Below are 15,369 nucleotides of genomic sequence, written 5' to 3'. Positions count from 1 at the left end.
TCAGGCGAACTGGGGGAGATGGGCGCGGTGCGCGGCCAGGCCCTCGTCGAGGATCTTCTCGGCGGTGTGCTTGCTGCGGACGAACGGGTGCGCCATCAGGGCCTGGAGCGCGGTGCGCCGGTCACCGGTGACGGCGGCGTCGGCGGCGAGCCGCTCGTACTCGTGGATCGCCTGGGTGAGGCCGCGGACGGGACGGGGCAGCGCGCCCATGGTGAGCGGGACGGGACCGGCGCGTCCGACGAGGGCGGGCACCTCCACCACGGCGTCCGCCTCGAGGGAGGCGATCGCCCCGTTGTTGCGGGTGTTGACGATCATGCGGCGGTTCTCGTCGCGGTGCAGGGCGCAGATGGTGTCGACCGCGAACTCGCCGTGCTCGCCGCCGCCGCGCTCGCGGCTCGGGTCGGGGTCGGAGCGGCCGGACTCGGCGGCGACCTGCGCGTAGTAGGCGGGCAGCATCGCCTGGATGTCCTCGGCCCGGGTGGTGCCCTTCTCGCGCAGCTCGCGGACGACCTCGTCGTGGAAGAAGTAGTACTTGGAGTAGGAGTTGGGCAGGAACCCGAGCGCCCTGGCGAGTTCGGCCATGCGGGACGGATCGCGCCAGGGCGTCGCGCCGCCGCCGGGCACGTCGAGACCCTCCAGCAGGGCGGGGAGGTCGACCTCGGCGCCGTCGAGCCGGAGCCGGGTCGCCCAGGTGGCGTGGTTGAGGCCGATCCAGTCGGCCTCCAGCCGGTCGAAGGGGAGCCCGAGCAGCTCGGCCCACATCTCGGTGTCGCCGACGTGCTGGTCGCAGAGACCGATGATCTTGGCGTCGGTGTGCCGGAGGACGGCGTCGGTGACGACGTTGGTGGGGTTGGTGTAGTTGACGATCCAGGCGCCGGGGTCCGCGGCGGCGGCGATCTCCAGCAGGACGGGGACCGAGCGGCACGCCATCAGGAAGCCGCCGGGGCCCGCGGTCTCCTGGCCGACGACGCCGTGCTTCAGCGGGATCGACTCGTCGAGGTGCCGGCCCGCCATCCCGCCGGGACGGAACGTGGTGAACACGTAGGCGGCGCCGTCGAGGGCGGGCTTGAGGGAGGTGTGCGCGGTGACGGTGAGGGCGGCGCCGCGCGCGGCGAACATGTTCCGCCCCAGCCGGGCCATCACCGCCAGATGGGGTTCGTCGACGTCGTGGAAGGCCAGCTCGGTGCCGGCCAGGTCGCCGGCGCGGTGCAGCAGGCCCCGGAGTACTCCGGGCAGGTAGCCGCTGCCCGCTCCGATGATCGCGATCTTCACAGTCCTCCTAGCGTCTGGCCTCGTGCCTCTAGCGGAGCGTCGGCGCGGCGCGGGCGACGGAGTCGGCGCCGCGGTCGAGCTCGGTCTCGGGGATGTAGGGGATGACGAAGGCGTACTGCTCCAGCACCTCGGGCGGCACCTCGCCGTCCTCGCCGAACGCGGCGATCTCGCCCCAGCAGGGGGCGCCGAGCGAGCCGCTGTGGTGCCGCACCGACAGTCCGGCGCACAGGTTGGCGAAGCGCAGCCGCCGGTCGAGCGGCCATCCGGCCAGGGTGCCGAACACGAACCCGGCGGCGAACACGTCGCCCGCGCCGGTCGGGTCGAGCGCCTCGACGGGCAGGGCGGGGGCGGCGGCCCGTTCGCCGGTGGCGGAGTCGATCGCGATGGCGCCGCGCGCGCCCTGCTTGACCACGACGACCGGGACCCGCCCGGCGAGCGCGGTGAGCGCCTCCTCGGGTGTGCCGGTCCGGGTGTAGGCCATCGCCTCGACCGCGTTGGGCAGGAACACGTCGACGTGCGCGAGGCGGTCGAGCACGTCGGTGGACCAGGTCTCGGTGGGGTCCCAGCCGAGGTCGGCGAAGACCAGCGCGCCGGTGCGCCGCATCGCCAGGGCCCAGTCGGGGACGGGCCGGTCGATGTCGACGAAGCAGGTCGCGGCGCTGGGCGGCGCGGTCCGCAGGTCGTCGGCCAGGCCCGCCGCGCCGCCGGCCCCGGCCGTCCCGCCCGCTCCGCCCGCGGCGCGGACGGTGCCGGGCAGCGGGGGGCTGTAGGTGACCATGCTGCGGTCGGACGCGTACGCGAGCGACACCGTCACCGGGGTGGACCAGCCGCCGATGCGCCGGGACCAGTGCAGCGCGACGTCCTCCTGCTCGGCGAGGGTGCGCCAGAGGTAGGCGCCGAACAGGTCGTCGCCGAACGCGGCGGCGAGGCCGGTGCGCAGCCCGAGCCGGCTCATCGCCACGGCGATGTTGGCGACGCCGCCGGGGGCCGAGCCGAGGCCGTCGGTGACCAGCTCGGTGCCGGGCGGGGGCAGGCCGGGCAGCCCGGTGAAGATCATGTCCATGAAGACCTGGCCGGTCAGGAAGACGTCCAGCTCGTGGGCGCCGGCCTCGCGTCCGGCCGCGGAGCCGGCCCGGCCGCCCGCGCGCAGCAGCGCGCCGGCGGGGCCGCGCTCGGTGCAGGGGTCGCGGAGCGCCGGCGGCGCCAGCACGTCCCCGGGCGCCGGGGGCATGGGCGGGGAAGGGGCGCCGGAAGGCGGTGGCGTGTGCGGCTCGGTCATCGGTCCCCGCTCGTGTCCGGTCGTCAGCCCAGGTCAGGGGCGGTGGCGGTGAACCGGGCCTCGACGGCGGCCCGGACGGTCTGGGCGGCGGGTTCGAGGTCGATCGCCTCGGGCTCGTCGCCGCCCGGGCCCGCCGCCGCGGCCATGCCGAGGGCCATCGGCATGACCGGGCCCGGCCGGTCGCCGAGGCCCTCGTCGGAGAGCTCGACCAGGCCGGTGAGCCGGCAGCCGAGCGCCTCGGCGTAGCTGCGGGCGCGGGCGACCGCCTCGTGCGCCGCCTGCCGCGCGGCCCGGCCGTGCACCTCGCTGTCGCGCCGCAGCGCCCAGGCGGGGCCGTCGACGGAGGTGCGCTCCAGGTCGCCGAGCCGGGTGACCAGCTCGCCGAGCACGGTGAAGTCGCTGATGGTGACCTTGATCTGGACGGTGCCCTGGTAGGCGCGGATGTCGCCCTCGCGGCGGCGGTACTTGATCAGCGGGGTGATCGACAGCTCGCCGGTCTCCAGCTTCTCGATCGCCTCACCGTAGGACCTGACCAGGTCGAGGCAGCGCTGGTTTCGTTCGACCAGGCGGTCCAGCGCGGGGCGGCGCTCGCTCTCGTGCGACTGGACGTGCACCGAGAGCAGGGCGATCTCGGGTTCGGCCGTCACGACGGCCTCGCCGCGGACGCTGATCACAGGGGCGTCGCTCATACCGGCCAACCTAGCCGGTGCCGGCCGGGACCGGTCACCCCAAGATCGGCCGGACCCGTCCTGCCCGTCGCCTCCGCCGGCCCGCGGGGGACCGGCCGGGCCGCCGGCCCGCGGTCACAGGAACGTCCGGCCCTCGCCCCGGTAGGTGGGGACGGTGCGGACGTGCCGGTCGCCGTCGATGAGGTGGAGGGCGGCGAAGCGCTCGCACAGCTCACCGGCCTTGGTGTGCCGGAACCAGACGCGGTCGCCGACCTGGAGGAGGTCGGCGGCGGCGCCGAGCAGCGGGGTCTGGACTTCGCCGGCGCCCTCCCGCGGGTCGTAGGCGAGGCCGGTCGGCAGGTAGGGCTGGGGGAGCCGGATCCGGTCGGCGGGACCGGACCCGAGGTAGCCGCCGCCGAGGCAGGTGACGACGCCGGATCCCGGCCGCCGGACGACCGGCAGGGCGAACAGCGCGGCGGGACGGCCGCGGAAGTTGGAGTAGTAGTCGAACAGGTGCGGCTGGTAGAGGCCGGAACCGGCGGCGACCTCGGTGACGGCGCGTTCGGCGGCGGTCTTCTCCACGCTGCCGGTACCGCCGCCGTTGACGAACTCCAGGTCGGTCAGCTCGCGGACGGCCCGGACGATGGCGGCGCGGCGGCGGGCCAGTTCGAGCCGGGACCGCTGCTGCATGGTGCGGATGACGCGGCCCATCGTGGCGTTGCCGGGCGGGGTGTCGCCGACGCCGGCGATCTGCGACTCGTAGGCCATCAGGCCGACCAGGGCGAGGCCGGGGCGCTTGAGGATCAGCTCGGCCAGCGCGCCGACCTCGGCCGGGGTGCGCAGCGGGGAGCGCAGTGCGCCGAGCCGGACCCGGGCGCCGAGCATCCGGTAGGAGGCGTCGATGTCGATGCAGACGCGGATCCGGGCGTCGCCGGCGGCCCGCTCGATCAGGTCGAGGTGCTCGGGGGAGTCGACCATGAGGGTGATGGTGCGGGCGGCGTGCTCGTCGGCGGCGAGCTCGGCGATGGCGGTGCGGTCGGTGGTCGGGTAGGCGACCAGGATGTCCTCGCCGGCCCGTTCCTGGGCGAGCCAGAGGGCCTCGCCGAGGGTGAACGCCATGATCCCGGCGAACCCGTCCATCGCCAGGACCTCGTCCAGGAGCGCGCGGCACCGCACCGACTTGCTCGCCACCCGGATCGGCTTGCCCGCGGCGCGGCGGACGAGGTCGGCGGCGTTGGCCCGGAAGGCCCGCAGGTCGACGACCGCGAACGGAGCTTCGAGCTCGGCGGTCGCGGCGTCGTAGCGGTCCCGGAGGTTCATGTCAGTCACAGTGCCACAATAACCGCGAACGTGAAAAGACTTCACATCCCTAGCGGGTGCGGGGGTGCGCCGAGAAGAAGTCCCAGAGCAGGGCGCCGGCACCGGACGGCCAGCGGTGCGTCCCGCCCTCGATCTTGCAGAACGTCACCTCGGCGCCGCCCGCGCCCTTCCCGGTCGCGTTGCAGTCGGTGTCGCCGCCCAGCGCCTTCACCCTCCGGGTGGGCTCGGGCAGGTGCGCGAGCCGGCGCCAGAACTCCACCGCCTGCGAGACCGGCGGGAACGGGCTGCCGTCGTTGAAGTCGCGCCGCCCGCCGCCGTTGAACGGGACGTTGCGGTCCGCCGTCCCGTGGAAGATCATCGCAGAGACCGGCCGGCCCGGGTCGCACCTGGTGACCAGCGCGCCCTCGACCACCCCGATCGCGGCGACCTTGCCGGGCTTCTCACAGGCCAGCCGGTAGGCCATCCCGGCGCCGTTGGAGAATCCGGTGACGTAGACCCGATCCGGGTCGGCCAGCCCGGCGCCGGTCAGCTTGTCGATCAGCTTGGTCAGGAAGCCGACGTCGTCGGTGCCCGCGACCTTCGCCGCGCCGCAGCAGTCGCCCGCGTTCCACGTGGTCATGAACCCGTCGGGGTAGGCGACCAGGAACCCCTGCTCGTCGGACAGGCCGTCGAAGCCGGTCAGCGACCGCATCTGGCCCATCGTGGCGAGGCCGCCGTGCAGCGCGATGACCAGCGGGGGCGGGGTGGCTGGTCTGCCGCCCCGCCACTTCCCCCCGGCGACCTTGGACGGGACGTGCAGCAGGAACTCGCGGTGGCCGACGGTGCCGACGCCCATCTTCTGCTTGTGCGTGCCGGCGTCCGTGGGGATGCCCTGCACGGTCGCGGGCCGCCGGTCGTCGCTCTTGCCCTTGCCGGGCGTACCGGCGTCGTTCCTGGTGCCGTCGCAGGCCGACAGCGCGAGGGCGAGGCAGAGGACGAGGGAGAGGACGAGTGCCGGTGACAGGTGGGGGATTCGCCGCGTTCGCCGCATGCCGGCGAATCTAACCGGTGACGCCCAAGCCAAACTACTGACGGGTAGGCGGGCGGATGAGAAGGTGAAGTTCTTGTGATGATTAGTGAACTTAACTCATTATTGGGCGCATTTTAACGTTCAGACCTGTGATGTTCACCCTGTGATCCGTGATGTTCACCGAGACGCTATCGACGGGCACGCCGGGTGTGGGGTTGGCTGATCCCCGATCAACCTTGAGGCGGGAGAGCCGATGTCATCGCATGCGGGTTCAATGTCACGACGCCGGCTGCTCGGCCTCGGCGGGGCGGGCGCGGCGGCCGTCGTGCTCGGCACCGGGGTCCTCGGCGGGGAGGGCGCGAACGCGTTCGCCCGCCGCAAGGGCGACCCGTTCACCCTCGGAGTGGCCTCCGGCGACCCGCTGCCGGACGGCTTCGTCCTGTGGACCCGGCTCGCGCCCGACCCGTTCGCCCCCGACGGGCACGGCGGCATGCCCGCCAAGCGGGTCAAGGTCGAGTACGAGGTGGCGCTCGACGAACGGTTCCGCCGCGTCGTCCGGCGCGGTGCCGCGGTGGCGACGCCCGAGCTCGGCCACTCGGTGCACCCGGAGATCCGTGGCCTGGAGCCGGGGCGCGAGTACTTCTACCGGTTCCGCGCGGACGACATCTCGCCCATCGGACGCACCCGGACGATGCCCGCGGCGATGTCGGACCCACGCGAGCTGAACGTCGCGTTCGCCTCCTGCCAGGCATGGCAGGACGGCTACTTCACCGCCTACGACCACATGGCCGCCGAGGACCTCGACCTGATCGTGCACCTCGGCGACTACATCTACGAGTACGAGATCACCGCCGACAACAAGCGGGGCGTGGCCGTGCCGCCGCAGTTCGGCACCGAGGCCTTCGACCTGGCCCGCTACCGGCTCCAGTACTCGCTGTACAAGGCCGAGGCGCCGCTCCAGCGGGCGCACGCCCTGTTCCCGTTCGTGCACACGCTGGACGACCACGAGGTGGTCAACGACTGGGCCGGTCCGAGGGTCATCGCCGGCCGGAACCCCGATCCCGACCCGGCCGAGTTCGCGCGCCGCCGCGCGGCGGCGTTCCAGGCGTTCTACGAGAACCTGCCGCTGCGCCGCTCGCAGCTTCCGTCCGGCCCGAGCATCCGGCTGCACCGCAGGCTGGCGTACGGGCGGCTGGCCGATCTCACGATGATCGACACCCGGCAGCACCGCGACATCCAGGCCTGCTCCTACGGGAACGGCACCGGCCGGACCGCCGACTGCGACGAGCGCTTCGACGCCTCCCGCACGATCCTCGGCGCGGACCAGCGGCGCTGGCTGCTGGACGGCTTCGGGAAGTCGAAGGCGCGCTGGCAGATCCTCGGCAACCAGGTGCCGATGGCCGAGACCGACTGGGACGCCGGGCCCGGCCACGACGTGTGGGTCGACCCGTGGGACGGCTACGCGGCCGACCGCGACCGCGTCCTCGCCGCCGCCCGCGACCAGGGCGTCCGGAACCTGGTGGTGCTGTCGGCCGACCGGCACCAGAACTACGCGACCGACCTCAAGCGCGACCACGCCGACCCGGGATCCCCGACCACCGCGAGTGAGTTCGTCGCGACGTCGGTCACCAGCGGCGGCGACGGCGCCGACGTCGACGACCTCGGCCGACGGTTCCTGGCCGCCAACCCGCACTTGAAGTTCTTCAACGCCCAGCGCGGCTACATCAGGGTCAACGTGAACCGCGAGCGCTGGCGCAGCGACTTCCGCGTCATGCCCTACGTCACCAGGCCGGGCGCTCCGGTCTCCACCCGGGCGAGCTTCGTGGTCGAGGACCGCCGTCCCGGCGTCCAGCCCGCGTGACAGGCGGCCCGGCCGGGCGGCGGCTGGTTGCGAAGGTGACGGGTGGTGTGGCCGCCGGAGCGGGGAGCGCGGCGTAAGCTCGTTTCCCCAGCCTGGACGGCCTGTGCGAGCAGCGCTGCCGTCCGTCCGCGACCCGCAGTGGAAGTGAAGTCCTGTGACCGAATACGTGCTGACGCTCTCCTGTCCGGACCGTCCCGGCATCGTCGCCGCCGTCTCCGGGGTGCTGGCCGAGCGCGGCTGCAACATCCTGGAGAGCCAGCAGTTCAGCGACACCGGCACCTTCTTCATGCGGGTGCAGTTCGCCGCCGGCCCCGGCGTGCGGGACGACGGGGAGCTGCGCGGCGCGTTCGCCCGGCTGGGGCCCGAGCTCGGGCTGGAGTGGCGGCTGCACGACACCGCCGTCCGGCCGCGGATGCTGATCATGGTGTCGAAGGGCGGCCACTGCCTGAACGACCTGCTCTACCGGCAGCGGTCCGGGCTGCTCGACGTCGAGGTGGCCGCGGTCGTGTCCAACCACCCCGACCTGCGTCCCCTCACCCAGTCGTACGGGATCGACTACCACCACCTGCCGGTCCCGCCCGGCGGCCGGGCCGCGCAGGAGGCCGAGGTGCTCACGCTGGTCGAGCACTACAACGCCGACCTGGTGGTGCTCGCCCGGTACATGCAGATCCTCTCGGACGACTTCTGCGCCAAGCTGCCCGGCCAGGTGATCAACATCCACCACTCGTTCCTGCCGAGCTTCAAGGGCGCGCGGCCCTACCACCAGGCGCACGACCGCGGCGTGAAGCTGATCGGCGCGACCGCGCACTACGTGACCGCCGACCTGGACGAGGGGCCGATCATCGAGCAGGAGGTCGCCCGCGTCGACCACACGCACAGCCCCGAGGCGCTGGTGGCGGTCGGCCGCGACGTGGAGTGCCTGGCCCTGGCCCGCGCGGTCCGCTGGCACGCCGAGCACCGCGTCCTGCTGAACGGCGACCGCACCGTCGTCTTCCGCTGACCGGCGTTTCCCGGCGGACGGCGCCGGAACGGCATGGCGTCCTTCACTCTGCGTTACATTGCAGCACCATGGGTGATGTCGCTGCCGGGGGGGCGGTGGCACGTCGCACGGGGGTGTGAGGATGGGCGAGACGCTCGCCGCGGAGCTGCTCGGGGGCGCGCAGGCGCGGCAGCAGGCGCGCCGGCTGGCCGAACAGGAGTTCCGGCCGCGGCGGACCGCCGTGGGGGTCGGCGCCGCGCTGCTGGTCACCGTGGCCGGGGGCGCGGTGTCGGCCGAACTGCTGACGGTGCTGGACGTGCTCCCGGACGGCTGGTCGCCGATGGCCCGGTCGATGGCCGTCCTGCGCGGGCTGACCTGGGCTGATCCCTGGACGCTGGGCGTCGCGGGGACGATGGCGGCGGCCGGTCCGGCGCTGCTGCTGGCGGCGCTGCCCGGCCGGGCGCGCACGCTGCCGCTGGCCGGGGAGGACCCCCTGATGGCGGGGGCGGTGGGCCGCGCGGCCCTGCGGCGGACGCTGGCGGACGCGGCGGTGGGGGTCCCGGGCGTCGTCCGGGCCCGGGTGCGGCTGCGGGGACGGTTCCGTAAGCGGATCGTCGTCCGGGCCGCCACCGGCTACCGCAACCGGCCGGACATCTCCGACCTGGTCCGCGCGGCCGTGCACGCCCGACTCGCCGAGGTGGAGCTGATGCAGTGGCGGCGGGTCGACATCCGGCTGAACCGGCTGGGGGGCTGACATGAGGGTCGGGATCGCGCTCACCGGCACCGCGCTGGCCGCCGCGGGCGGCGCCGGGCTCTGCCTCGGCCTGGCCGGCGGCGACCTCGCGGCGCGTCCGCTGCTCGACCCCGCGGTGTCCCGGTACGCCGACGGCACCGCGTGGTTCTGGCCGGTCGCGGCGGCCGCCGCGGTGGCCGTCGCGGCCTGCGGCCTGCTGTGGCTGGCCGCGCACGGCCGCGCGATGATGCGGCGGCGCCGGGCCGCGCTGGACGGTCCCACCCGGATGCGCGCGCGGGCGGCGGAACGCGACCTGCTGCGCGATGCGCTGCGGCTGCCCGGCGTCCGGGACGCGCGGCTCCGCCTCACCGGCACGGCGGTCCGGCCCCGGCTCCTGCTGAACCTCACCTGCACCGGGGACGCCGTCCTGGGCGAGGTGTACGGGGAGCTCGGGGCCGGGGCGGCGGAGCGCTACCGCGCCGCGACCGGGATGCCGGACCTGGTGGTGGTCATCCGGTTCCGGATGGTGTTCGGCGAACCCGCGCCCGTCTAGCCGGACGCGCCCCGTCCGGACACGCCGTCATGCGCTCGCCTTGTCCGGGGCCCGTCCGTCCGAGGCGGGCCCGTCCGGGGCGGTGGCAGGCCCGTCCGGGGCCGTGCGGGTCGGGTCGGTGCCGGCAGTTCCGGCGTCGCCGGGCTGCGGGACGTCCAGCAGGGTGGCCTCGTTGAACGGGTCCGCGCCGGAGAGCACCCGGCGCGACCGGTCGGCGTCGAACTCGCCGGTCCAGTGGCCGATCAGCACGGTGGCGACGGCGTTGCCCGCGAAGTTGGTCAGCGCGCGGGCCTCGGACATGAACCGGTCGATGCCGACGATGAACCCGACCCCGTCGACCAGCTCCGGGCGGTGCGACTGGAGCCCGCCGGCCAGCGTGGCCAGCCCGGCGCCGCTGACGCCCGCCGCGCCCTTGGACGCGACGATCATGAACAGCAGCAGCGGGATCTGCGCGGAGACGGGCAGCGGGCTGTCCTGTGCGGAGGCGATGAACAGGGTCGCCATGGTCAGGTAGATCGAGGTGCCGTCCAGGTTGAAGGAGTACCCGGTCGGGACGGTGATGCCGACCACCGGGCGGCTCACCCCGAGATGCTCCATCTTGGCGATCAGCCGCGGCAGCGCCGTCTCGGACGAGGAGGTGGACAGGATCAGCAGGAACTCGCGGGCGAGGTAGCGCAGCAGCCGCAGGATGTTCATCCGGGCGCCGAACCACAGCACCGCGCCGAGCACCACGAACACGAACAGCGCGCAGGTCAGGTAGAAGCCCAGCATGATCACTCCGAGGCTGCGCAGCGCCGACCAGCCGGTCTCGCCGACCACCGCGGCGATCGCGCCGAACGCGCCGACCGGCGCCGCCCACATGATCATCGCCAGGATCCGGAACACCAGCCGCTGGACGTGCTCGATCCCGCGCAGGATCGGCGCGCCCGCCGCGCCGAGCTGCTGGAGGCCGAACCCGGTGAGCAGCGCGACCAGCAGCGTCTGGAGGACCTCGCCGCCGGTCAGCGCCGACAGCAGCGTGTCCGGGACGATGCCGAGCAGGAAGTCGGTGGTGCCCTCCGCGCCCTCGGCCTGCTTGTGCGCGGTGGCGGTGGAGGACGGGTCCAGGTGCAGGCCCGCGCCCGGATGCAGCAGGTTGCCGACGGCGAGCCCGATCGCCAGCGCGAACGTGGACATCACCATGAAGTAGCCGATCGTGATCAGGCCGACCCGGCCGACCTTGGCGGCCCGTGCGACCGAGCCGATGCCGAGCACGATGGTGACGAAGATGACCGGCGAGATCATCATCTTGATCAGGTTGACGAACGCGGTGCCGAGCGGCTTGAGCTCGACGGCGGCGTCCGGGGCGGCGAGCCCGACGGCGATGCCGAGCGCCACCGCGGCGACGACCGCGAGGTAGAGGTAGTGCACGCGATCCTGGCGGGGCCGCGCCGGGCTGGTCTCGCCGGCGGCCGGTGTGACGGGCACGGTGGTCTCCTTGTCTGCTCGACGCGCCGTCCGGGCGCGTGCGCACCCGTGACTATGCGCGCCGATGTGACGCCGGTCACGTTTGTGTACATTGCGTTCACGGCCCCGCGACGGCGGGGCGGCGAGATCCTCCCGAGACGGAACGACGATGCGCGGCAGGAACGTGGAACGCGGCCAGGACGCGGACGCGGGCGCCTCACGTGGATGGCGCGCGGTGCGGCGCTGGAGCGTGGCCCGGCAGCTCCTGGCGTTGCAGGCGGTCGTCGTCGGGCTGCTGGTGGCGGCGGGCGCGACGGCGGCCTACCTGGACGCCGGCCGCGCCGCCAACGACCGGGCCCGGCAGACCGTCACGGCGGTCGCGGCGGCGATCGCGGACACCCCGGACGTCCGCACGGCGATCGCCGCCGGCCCCGGCGCCGGACCCGCAGGGGAGCGGAGCAGGGCGCTCCAGCCGTTCGCCGAGCGAGTGCGCCGGGACACCGGGGTCGACTTCATCACGATCATGAGCACGGACGGGATCCGGTACACCCACCCGGCCCCGGCGCGGATCGGGGAGCGGTTCATCGGCAACACCGCGCCGGCGCTGGCCGGGCGGCCGTTCACCGAGACCTACACCGGCACGCTCGGCCCGTCCGTCCGCACCGTCGCCCCGGTCCTGGACGACCGGCGCCGGGTGGTCGCGCTGGTCGCGGTCGGCATCACGGTCCGGGCGATCTCGGCCGAGCTGCGCGAGCGGCTGCTGTCGCTGCTCGTGGTCGCGGCGGCGGCCCTCGCCGCCGGGATGGCGGGCAGCTACCTGGTCAGCGCGCGGCTGCGCCGGCAGACGCGGGGCGTCGCGCCCGGCGAGCTGCGCGAGATGTTCGAGTACTACGAGGCGATCCTGCACGCCGTCCGGGAGGGCCTGCTCCTGCTCGACCACGCGGGCCGGGTGGTGCTGTGCAACGACGCCGCCCGCGACCTGCTCGGCCTCGGCGCCGACCCGCGCGGGCGGGCGGCGGGCGCGCTCGGCCTGCCGGACGCGCTGGCCGCCGCGCTGGTGTCGGCGGAGCCGAGCGCGGACGAGATCCACGTGGGCGACACCCGGGTCCTGGTGGTCAACACCGCGCCGGTGCGGTCGCGGGACCGCGCGATGGGCAACGTGGTGACGCTGCGCGACCACACCGAGCTGCAAGGGCTGACCGGCGAGCTCGACACGGTGCGCGGGTTCGCCGAGTCGCTGCGGGCGCAGGCGCACGAGGCGGCCAACCGGCTGCACACGGTGGTGTCGCTGGTCGAGCTGGGCCGTCCCGGGCAGGCCGTCGAGTTCGCCACCGCCGAGCTGGCGACCGCGCAGCGGCTCACCGACCGGGTGGTGGGCGCGGTGTCCGAGCCGGTGCTGGCCGCGCTGCTGCTCGGCAAGTCGACCGAGGCGGGCGAGCGCGGCGTCGAGCTCGTCGTCACCGAGGACACCGCCTTCGACGGAGCCCCCGGACCGCAGGGCCCCCCGTCCGCGTCCGGCGGGGTCGGATCGCGGGACCTGGTCACCATCCTCGGCAACCTGATCGACAACGCCGTCGACGCGGCGCTGGAGAGCGCGGCCGAGCGTCCGCCCCGGGTGTCGGTGACGGTCCGCGCGGACCCGGGCGAGCTGCTCATGGAGGTCGCCGACACCGGACCGGGCGTCGACCCCGGGACGGTGCCGGAGATGTTCCGGCGCGGCTGGACCACCAAGACCTCGGACGGCCCGGCCGGGCACGGTCTCGGCCTGGCGCTGGTCGGGCGGGCGGTACGCCGGCACGGGGGGCGGATCGAGGTGGGCGGCGGGAGCGGCGCGGTGTTCACCGTCCGGCTGCCGCTGGAGCGGACCGGGCCGCGATGATCAGGGTGCTGGTGGTGGAGGACGACCCGGTGGCCGCGGAGGCGCACCGCGTCTACGTCGAGCGGGTCGCCGGGTTCGCGGTGGCGGGGGTGGTGCACTCCGGCGCCGAGGCGCTGCGGGCCGTCGGGCGCGGCGCCGTCGACGTCGTCCTGCTCGACCTCTACCTGCCCGACGTGCACGGGCTCGCGGTGTGCCGCGCGCTGCGCGCCGCCGGACGCGACGTGGACGTGATCGCGGTGACCTCGGCGCGGGACCTGGCGGTGGTGCGCGCCGCGGTGTCGGTGGGGGTGGTGCAGTACCTGCTGAAGCCGTTCACGTTCGCGTCGCTGCGCGACAAGCTCGACCAGTACGCCGAGTTCCGCGCGCGCGCCGCGCGTCCGGGCGAGGCGAGCGGGCAGGCCGAGGTGGACGGGATGCTGGCCGCGCTGCGCACCCCCGGGCACGGCCCGCTGCCGAAGGGGATGAGCGGCGAGACGCTCCAGGCCGTCACCGAGGCGCTGTCGGGGGCCGGGGCCGGGGGGCTGTCGGCCGCCGCGGCGGCCGATCTCACCGGCGTCTCCCGGGTGACCGCGCGCCGCTATCTGGAGTATCTCGCCGAGAGCGGGCTGGCCCGCCGCCGCCCCCACTACGGCCAGGTAGGGCGTCCTGAAGTGCGCTTTCACCCCGCCGGAGACGGTCCCGCCGGATAGAGCGCGCCGGGACGGGTAAGTAGAGAGGCGAATGAGCCACCAGTGAGGGACATCGGGGGAACTGCCGTGAGTGACCTGGGCGACAAGAAGGACGAGCTGGCCGGGAAGGCCAAGGAGGCCACGGGCAAGGCCACCGGCAACGACGAGCTCGAGGGCGAGGGCAAGGCGGACCAGGCCAAGTCGCAGGCCAAGCAGACCGTCGACGAGGCCAAGCACAAGGTGTCGGACGCCAAGGAGAAGATGCGGGGCATGTTCAAGGGCGGGTCCAAGCAGTAGTCCCGCTTCCGGGCCCGCCGGCGGCCCGGAACGGGGCCGGAGGCCCGGAAGGACCTCCCTCGGGGCCGGTGGCGCGATCGCGCCACCGGCCTCCTTTTGTGCGCGCAAAGCGGGGTTGACCTGCATATTGTGCCGATAGGTGGTTTTGGTCTGACGCTGGGTGAGCATCTACTGGACACCACCGACGAGCAGGGGGAACGTCGTGAGCCAGGAGAACGGACAGACGACCAAGGAACGTCCGGTCGGGGGGCTGCCGAACCAGGCGCCCGGCCTCGGGTCGGACAAACCGGCCAAGAACGCACCGCCGCAGCCGGGCAAGGGCATGCGGAAGGCACCGAACCAGGGCGGTGGCGAGCTGGTCACCAACGGGGGCCGCACCAGCATCGCGGACGCCGTGGTGTCCAAGATCGCCGGCATGGCGGCCCGGGAGATCGGCGGCGTCCACAAGATGGGCGCCGGGATGGCCCGGACGCTCGGCTCGGTCAAGGAGCGGATGCCCGGCATGAACTCCAACGTGAGCCAGGGGGTGGCCGTCCAGGTCGGCGAGCGCCAGGCCGCCATCGACATCGACCTGGTGGTCGAGTACGGGGTCTCCATCCCCGATCTGGCCAACGCGGTCCGGGACAACGTCATCGACCAGGTCGAGCACATGTGCGGCCTGGAGGTGGTCGAGGTCAACGTCGCCGTGGACGACATCCAGCTCCCCGGCGAGGAGGACCAGGACCAGAACGGCGACAAGCCGGCGCCGCGGGTGCAATGACGTCCGGGACCGAGTCCGCCGGCCAGGGGGACGACGGCGGGAGCGCCGGCGGTACCGGCACGGCCGAAGTCGGCGGCACCGGCGAGGCGCACGCGGCCGAGGAGTCGCGGTCGATGCCCCTGCACGAGGCCGCCGAGCTGGCCGAGCGGATCGCCGGGACGGTCGAGGACCTGCCTGACGTGGCCGGGCTGACCGCCGGGCCGCACGTCCGCGTGGTCACCTACCGCGTCGGGATGCCGGTGACCGGCGTGGCCGTCCGCGACGACGAGGTCGAGGTGGGCGTGGTCGTCCGGGTCGGTACACCGGTGACCGGTGTGGCGGACGCGGTCCGGACGGCGGTGACGCCGCTGGCCGGCGGGCGGCCGGTGCACGTCCTCATCGGCGACATCGACGACGGGGACGATGGCTGAGGCCCGATCGCGCACGGCCGCCCAACGGGCGGAGTTCAGGGCCTGGGTCCGCCGCCACCATCCGGACGCGGGCGGCGACCCGGACGAGTTCGCCGCCGGGCTCCGCCGATACCGGGCGGCCCGGCGGCGCCGGGCCGGGTCCGCCGTGGTGGTGGTGAAGCGCCGGCGATGGCCGATCAGCCTGCTGTACCGATGGCGGGAACGGCGCCTGCGGGCGCGCGACCTGCGCTGAGGG

At 74.1% G+C, this 15,369-nt stretch carries 16 protein-coding genes; 10 read left to right on the top strand and 6 right to left on the bottom strand.

The features are described from left to right. The 5 genes from OHA34_RS16395 to OHA34_RS16375 form a co-directional block, all read right to left on the bottom strand. The gene (locus tag OHA34_RS16395; protein WP_329522123.1) at positions 1-1,272 is read right to left on the bottom strand and encodes a family 4 glycosyl hydrolase; all 1,272 of its coding nucleotides are present in this window, start codon (positions 1,270-1,272) and stop codon (positions 1-3) included. 28 nt (positions 1,273-1,300) lie between these two features. Next, complete coding sequence (locus OHA34_RS16390) at positions 1,301-2,503, bottom strand: carbohydrate kinase family protein (protein WP_285942050.1); 1,203 nt, start codon at positions 2,501-2,503, stop codon at positions 1,301-1,303. A gap of 71 nt (positions 2,504-2,574) precedes the next feature. Further along, entirely contained in the window at positions 2,575-3,240 is a 666-nt protein-coding gene (locus OHA34_RS16385; RefSeq protein WP_329522122.1) for an SIMPL domain-containing protein, read from the bottom strand. 114 nt (positions 3,241-3,354) lie between these two features. Continuing rightward, positions 3,355-4,539, bottom strand: coding sequence for an amino acid deaminase/aldolase (locus OHA34_RS16380; RefSeq protein ID WP_285942795.1), 1,185 nt, complete (start codon positions 4,537-4,539; stop codon positions 3,355-3,357). 49 nt (positions 4,540-4,588) lie between these two features. Continuing rightward, the gene (locus tag OHA34_RS16375) at positions 4,589-5,569 is read right to left on the bottom strand and encodes an alpha/beta hydrolase family esterase (RefSeq protein ID WP_329522121.1); all 981 of its coding nucleotides are present in this window, start codon (positions 5,567-5,569) and stop codon (positions 4,589-4,591) included. A gap of 253 nt (positions 5,570-5,822) precedes the next feature. On the opposite strand from OHA34_RS16375, the gene OHA34_RS16370 reads away from it, so the two are divergent. The 4 genes from OHA34_RS16370 to OHA34_RS16355 all read left to right on the top strand — a co-directional run bounded on the left by OHA34_RS16370 (position 5,823) and on the right by OHA34_RS16355 (position 9,674). Beyond that, positions 5,823-7,409 (top strand): alkaline phosphatase D family protein, encoded by a 1,587-nt coding sequence (locus tag OHA34_RS16370; RefSeq protein WP_285942047.1) that lies wholly within the window; start codon positions 5,823-5,825, stop codon positions 7,407-7,409. 154 nt (positions 7,410-7,563) lie between these two features. Then, entirely contained in the window at positions 7,564-8,409 is an 846-nt protein-coding gene (gene purU / locus OHA34_RS16365) for a formyltetrahydrofolate deformylase (protein ID WP_285942046.1), read from the top strand. Positions 8,410-8,530: 121 nt separating this feature from the next. Further along, positions 8,531-9,142, top strand: a complete 612-nt coding sequence (locus tag OHA34_RS16360; RefSeq protein ID WP_329522120.1) for a DUF6286 domain-containing protein — start codon at positions 8,531-8,533, stop codon at positions 9,140-9,142. 1 nt (position 9,143) lies between these two features. Further along, positions 9,144-9,674 (top strand): hypothetical protein, encoded by a 531-nt coding sequence (locus OHA34_RS16355; RefSeq protein ID WP_285942044.1) that lies wholly within the window; start codon positions 9,144-9,146, stop codon positions 9,672-9,674. Positions 9,675-9,701: 27 nt separating this feature from the next. Here OHA34_RS16355 and OHA34_RS16350 read toward each other — a convergent pair whose 3' ends face one another. Continuing rightward, positions 9,702-11,141, bottom strand: coding sequence for a cation:dicarboxylate symporter family transporter (locus OHA34_RS16350; protein ID WP_285942043.1), 1,440 nt, complete (start codon positions 11,139-11,141; stop codon positions 9,702-9,704). 148 nt (positions 11,142-11,289) lie between these two features. On the opposite strand from OHA34_RS16350, the gene OHA34_RS16345 reads away from it, so the two are divergent. The 6 genes from OHA34_RS16345 to OHA34_RS16320 all read left to right on the top strand — a co-directional run bounded on the left by OHA34_RS16345 (position 11,290) and on the right by OHA34_RS16320 (position 15,366). Further along, the gene (locus OHA34_RS16345) at positions 11,290-12,999 is read left to right on the top strand and encodes a sensor histidine kinase (RefSeq protein ID WP_329522119.1); all 1,710 of its coding nucleotides are present in this window, start codon (positions 11,290-11,292) and stop codon (positions 12,997-12,999) included. Continuing rightward, the gene (locus OHA34_RS16340; RefSeq protein ID WP_329522118.1) at positions 12,996-13,688 is read left to right on the top strand and encodes a response regulator; all 693 of its coding nucleotides are present in this window, start codon (positions 12,996-12,998) and stop codon (positions 13,686-13,688) included. Before OHA34_RS16345 ends, OHA34_RS16340 begins: the two co-directional genes overlap by 4 nt. Positions 13,689-13,754: 66 nt before the next feature. Beyond that, on the top strand, positions 13,755-13,964 hold the full coding sequence (locus OHA34_RS16335) for a CsbD family protein (RefSeq protein WP_329522117.1): 210 nt from the start codon (positions 13,755-13,757) through the stop codon (positions 13,962-13,964). Between the two features lie 322 nt (positions 13,965-14,286). Beyond that, positions 14,287-14,724 carry an Asp23/Gls24 family envelope stress response protein gene (locus tag OHA34_RS16330; protein WP_285942792.1) on the top strand — a complete coding sequence of 146 codons (438 nt, stop codon included), beginning with the start codon at positions 14,287-14,289 and terminating at the stop codon, positions 14,722-14,724. Then, a complete protein-coding gene (locus tag OHA34_RS16325) occupies positions 14,721-15,134 on the top strand; it encodes a hypothetical protein (RefSeq protein ID WP_329522116.1) in 414 nt (137 codons plus the stop codon). The genes OHA34_RS16330 and OHA34_RS16325 overlap by 4 nt, the downstream gene beginning before the upstream one ends. Next, positions 15,127-15,366 carry a hypothetical protein gene (locus tag OHA34_RS16320; RefSeq protein WP_285942039.1) on the top strand — a complete coding sequence of 80 codons (240 nt, stop codon included), beginning with the start codon at positions 15,127-15,129 and terminating at the stop codon, positions 15,364-15,366. Before OHA34_RS16325 ends, OHA34_RS16320 begins: the two co-directional genes overlap by 8 nt. The last annotated feature ends 3 nt before the right edge of the window (positions 15,367-15,369 follow it).

Origin of the sequence: Spirillospora sp. NBC_01491, assembly GCF_036227065.1 — a bacterium.
In the GTDB taxonomy this organism is placed as follows: Bacteria; Actinomycetota; Actinomycetes; order Streptosporangiales; family Streptosporangiaceae; genus Spirillospora; species Spirillospora xylanilytica.
This window is presented reverse-complemented; position numbering and strand designations above follow the sequence as displayed.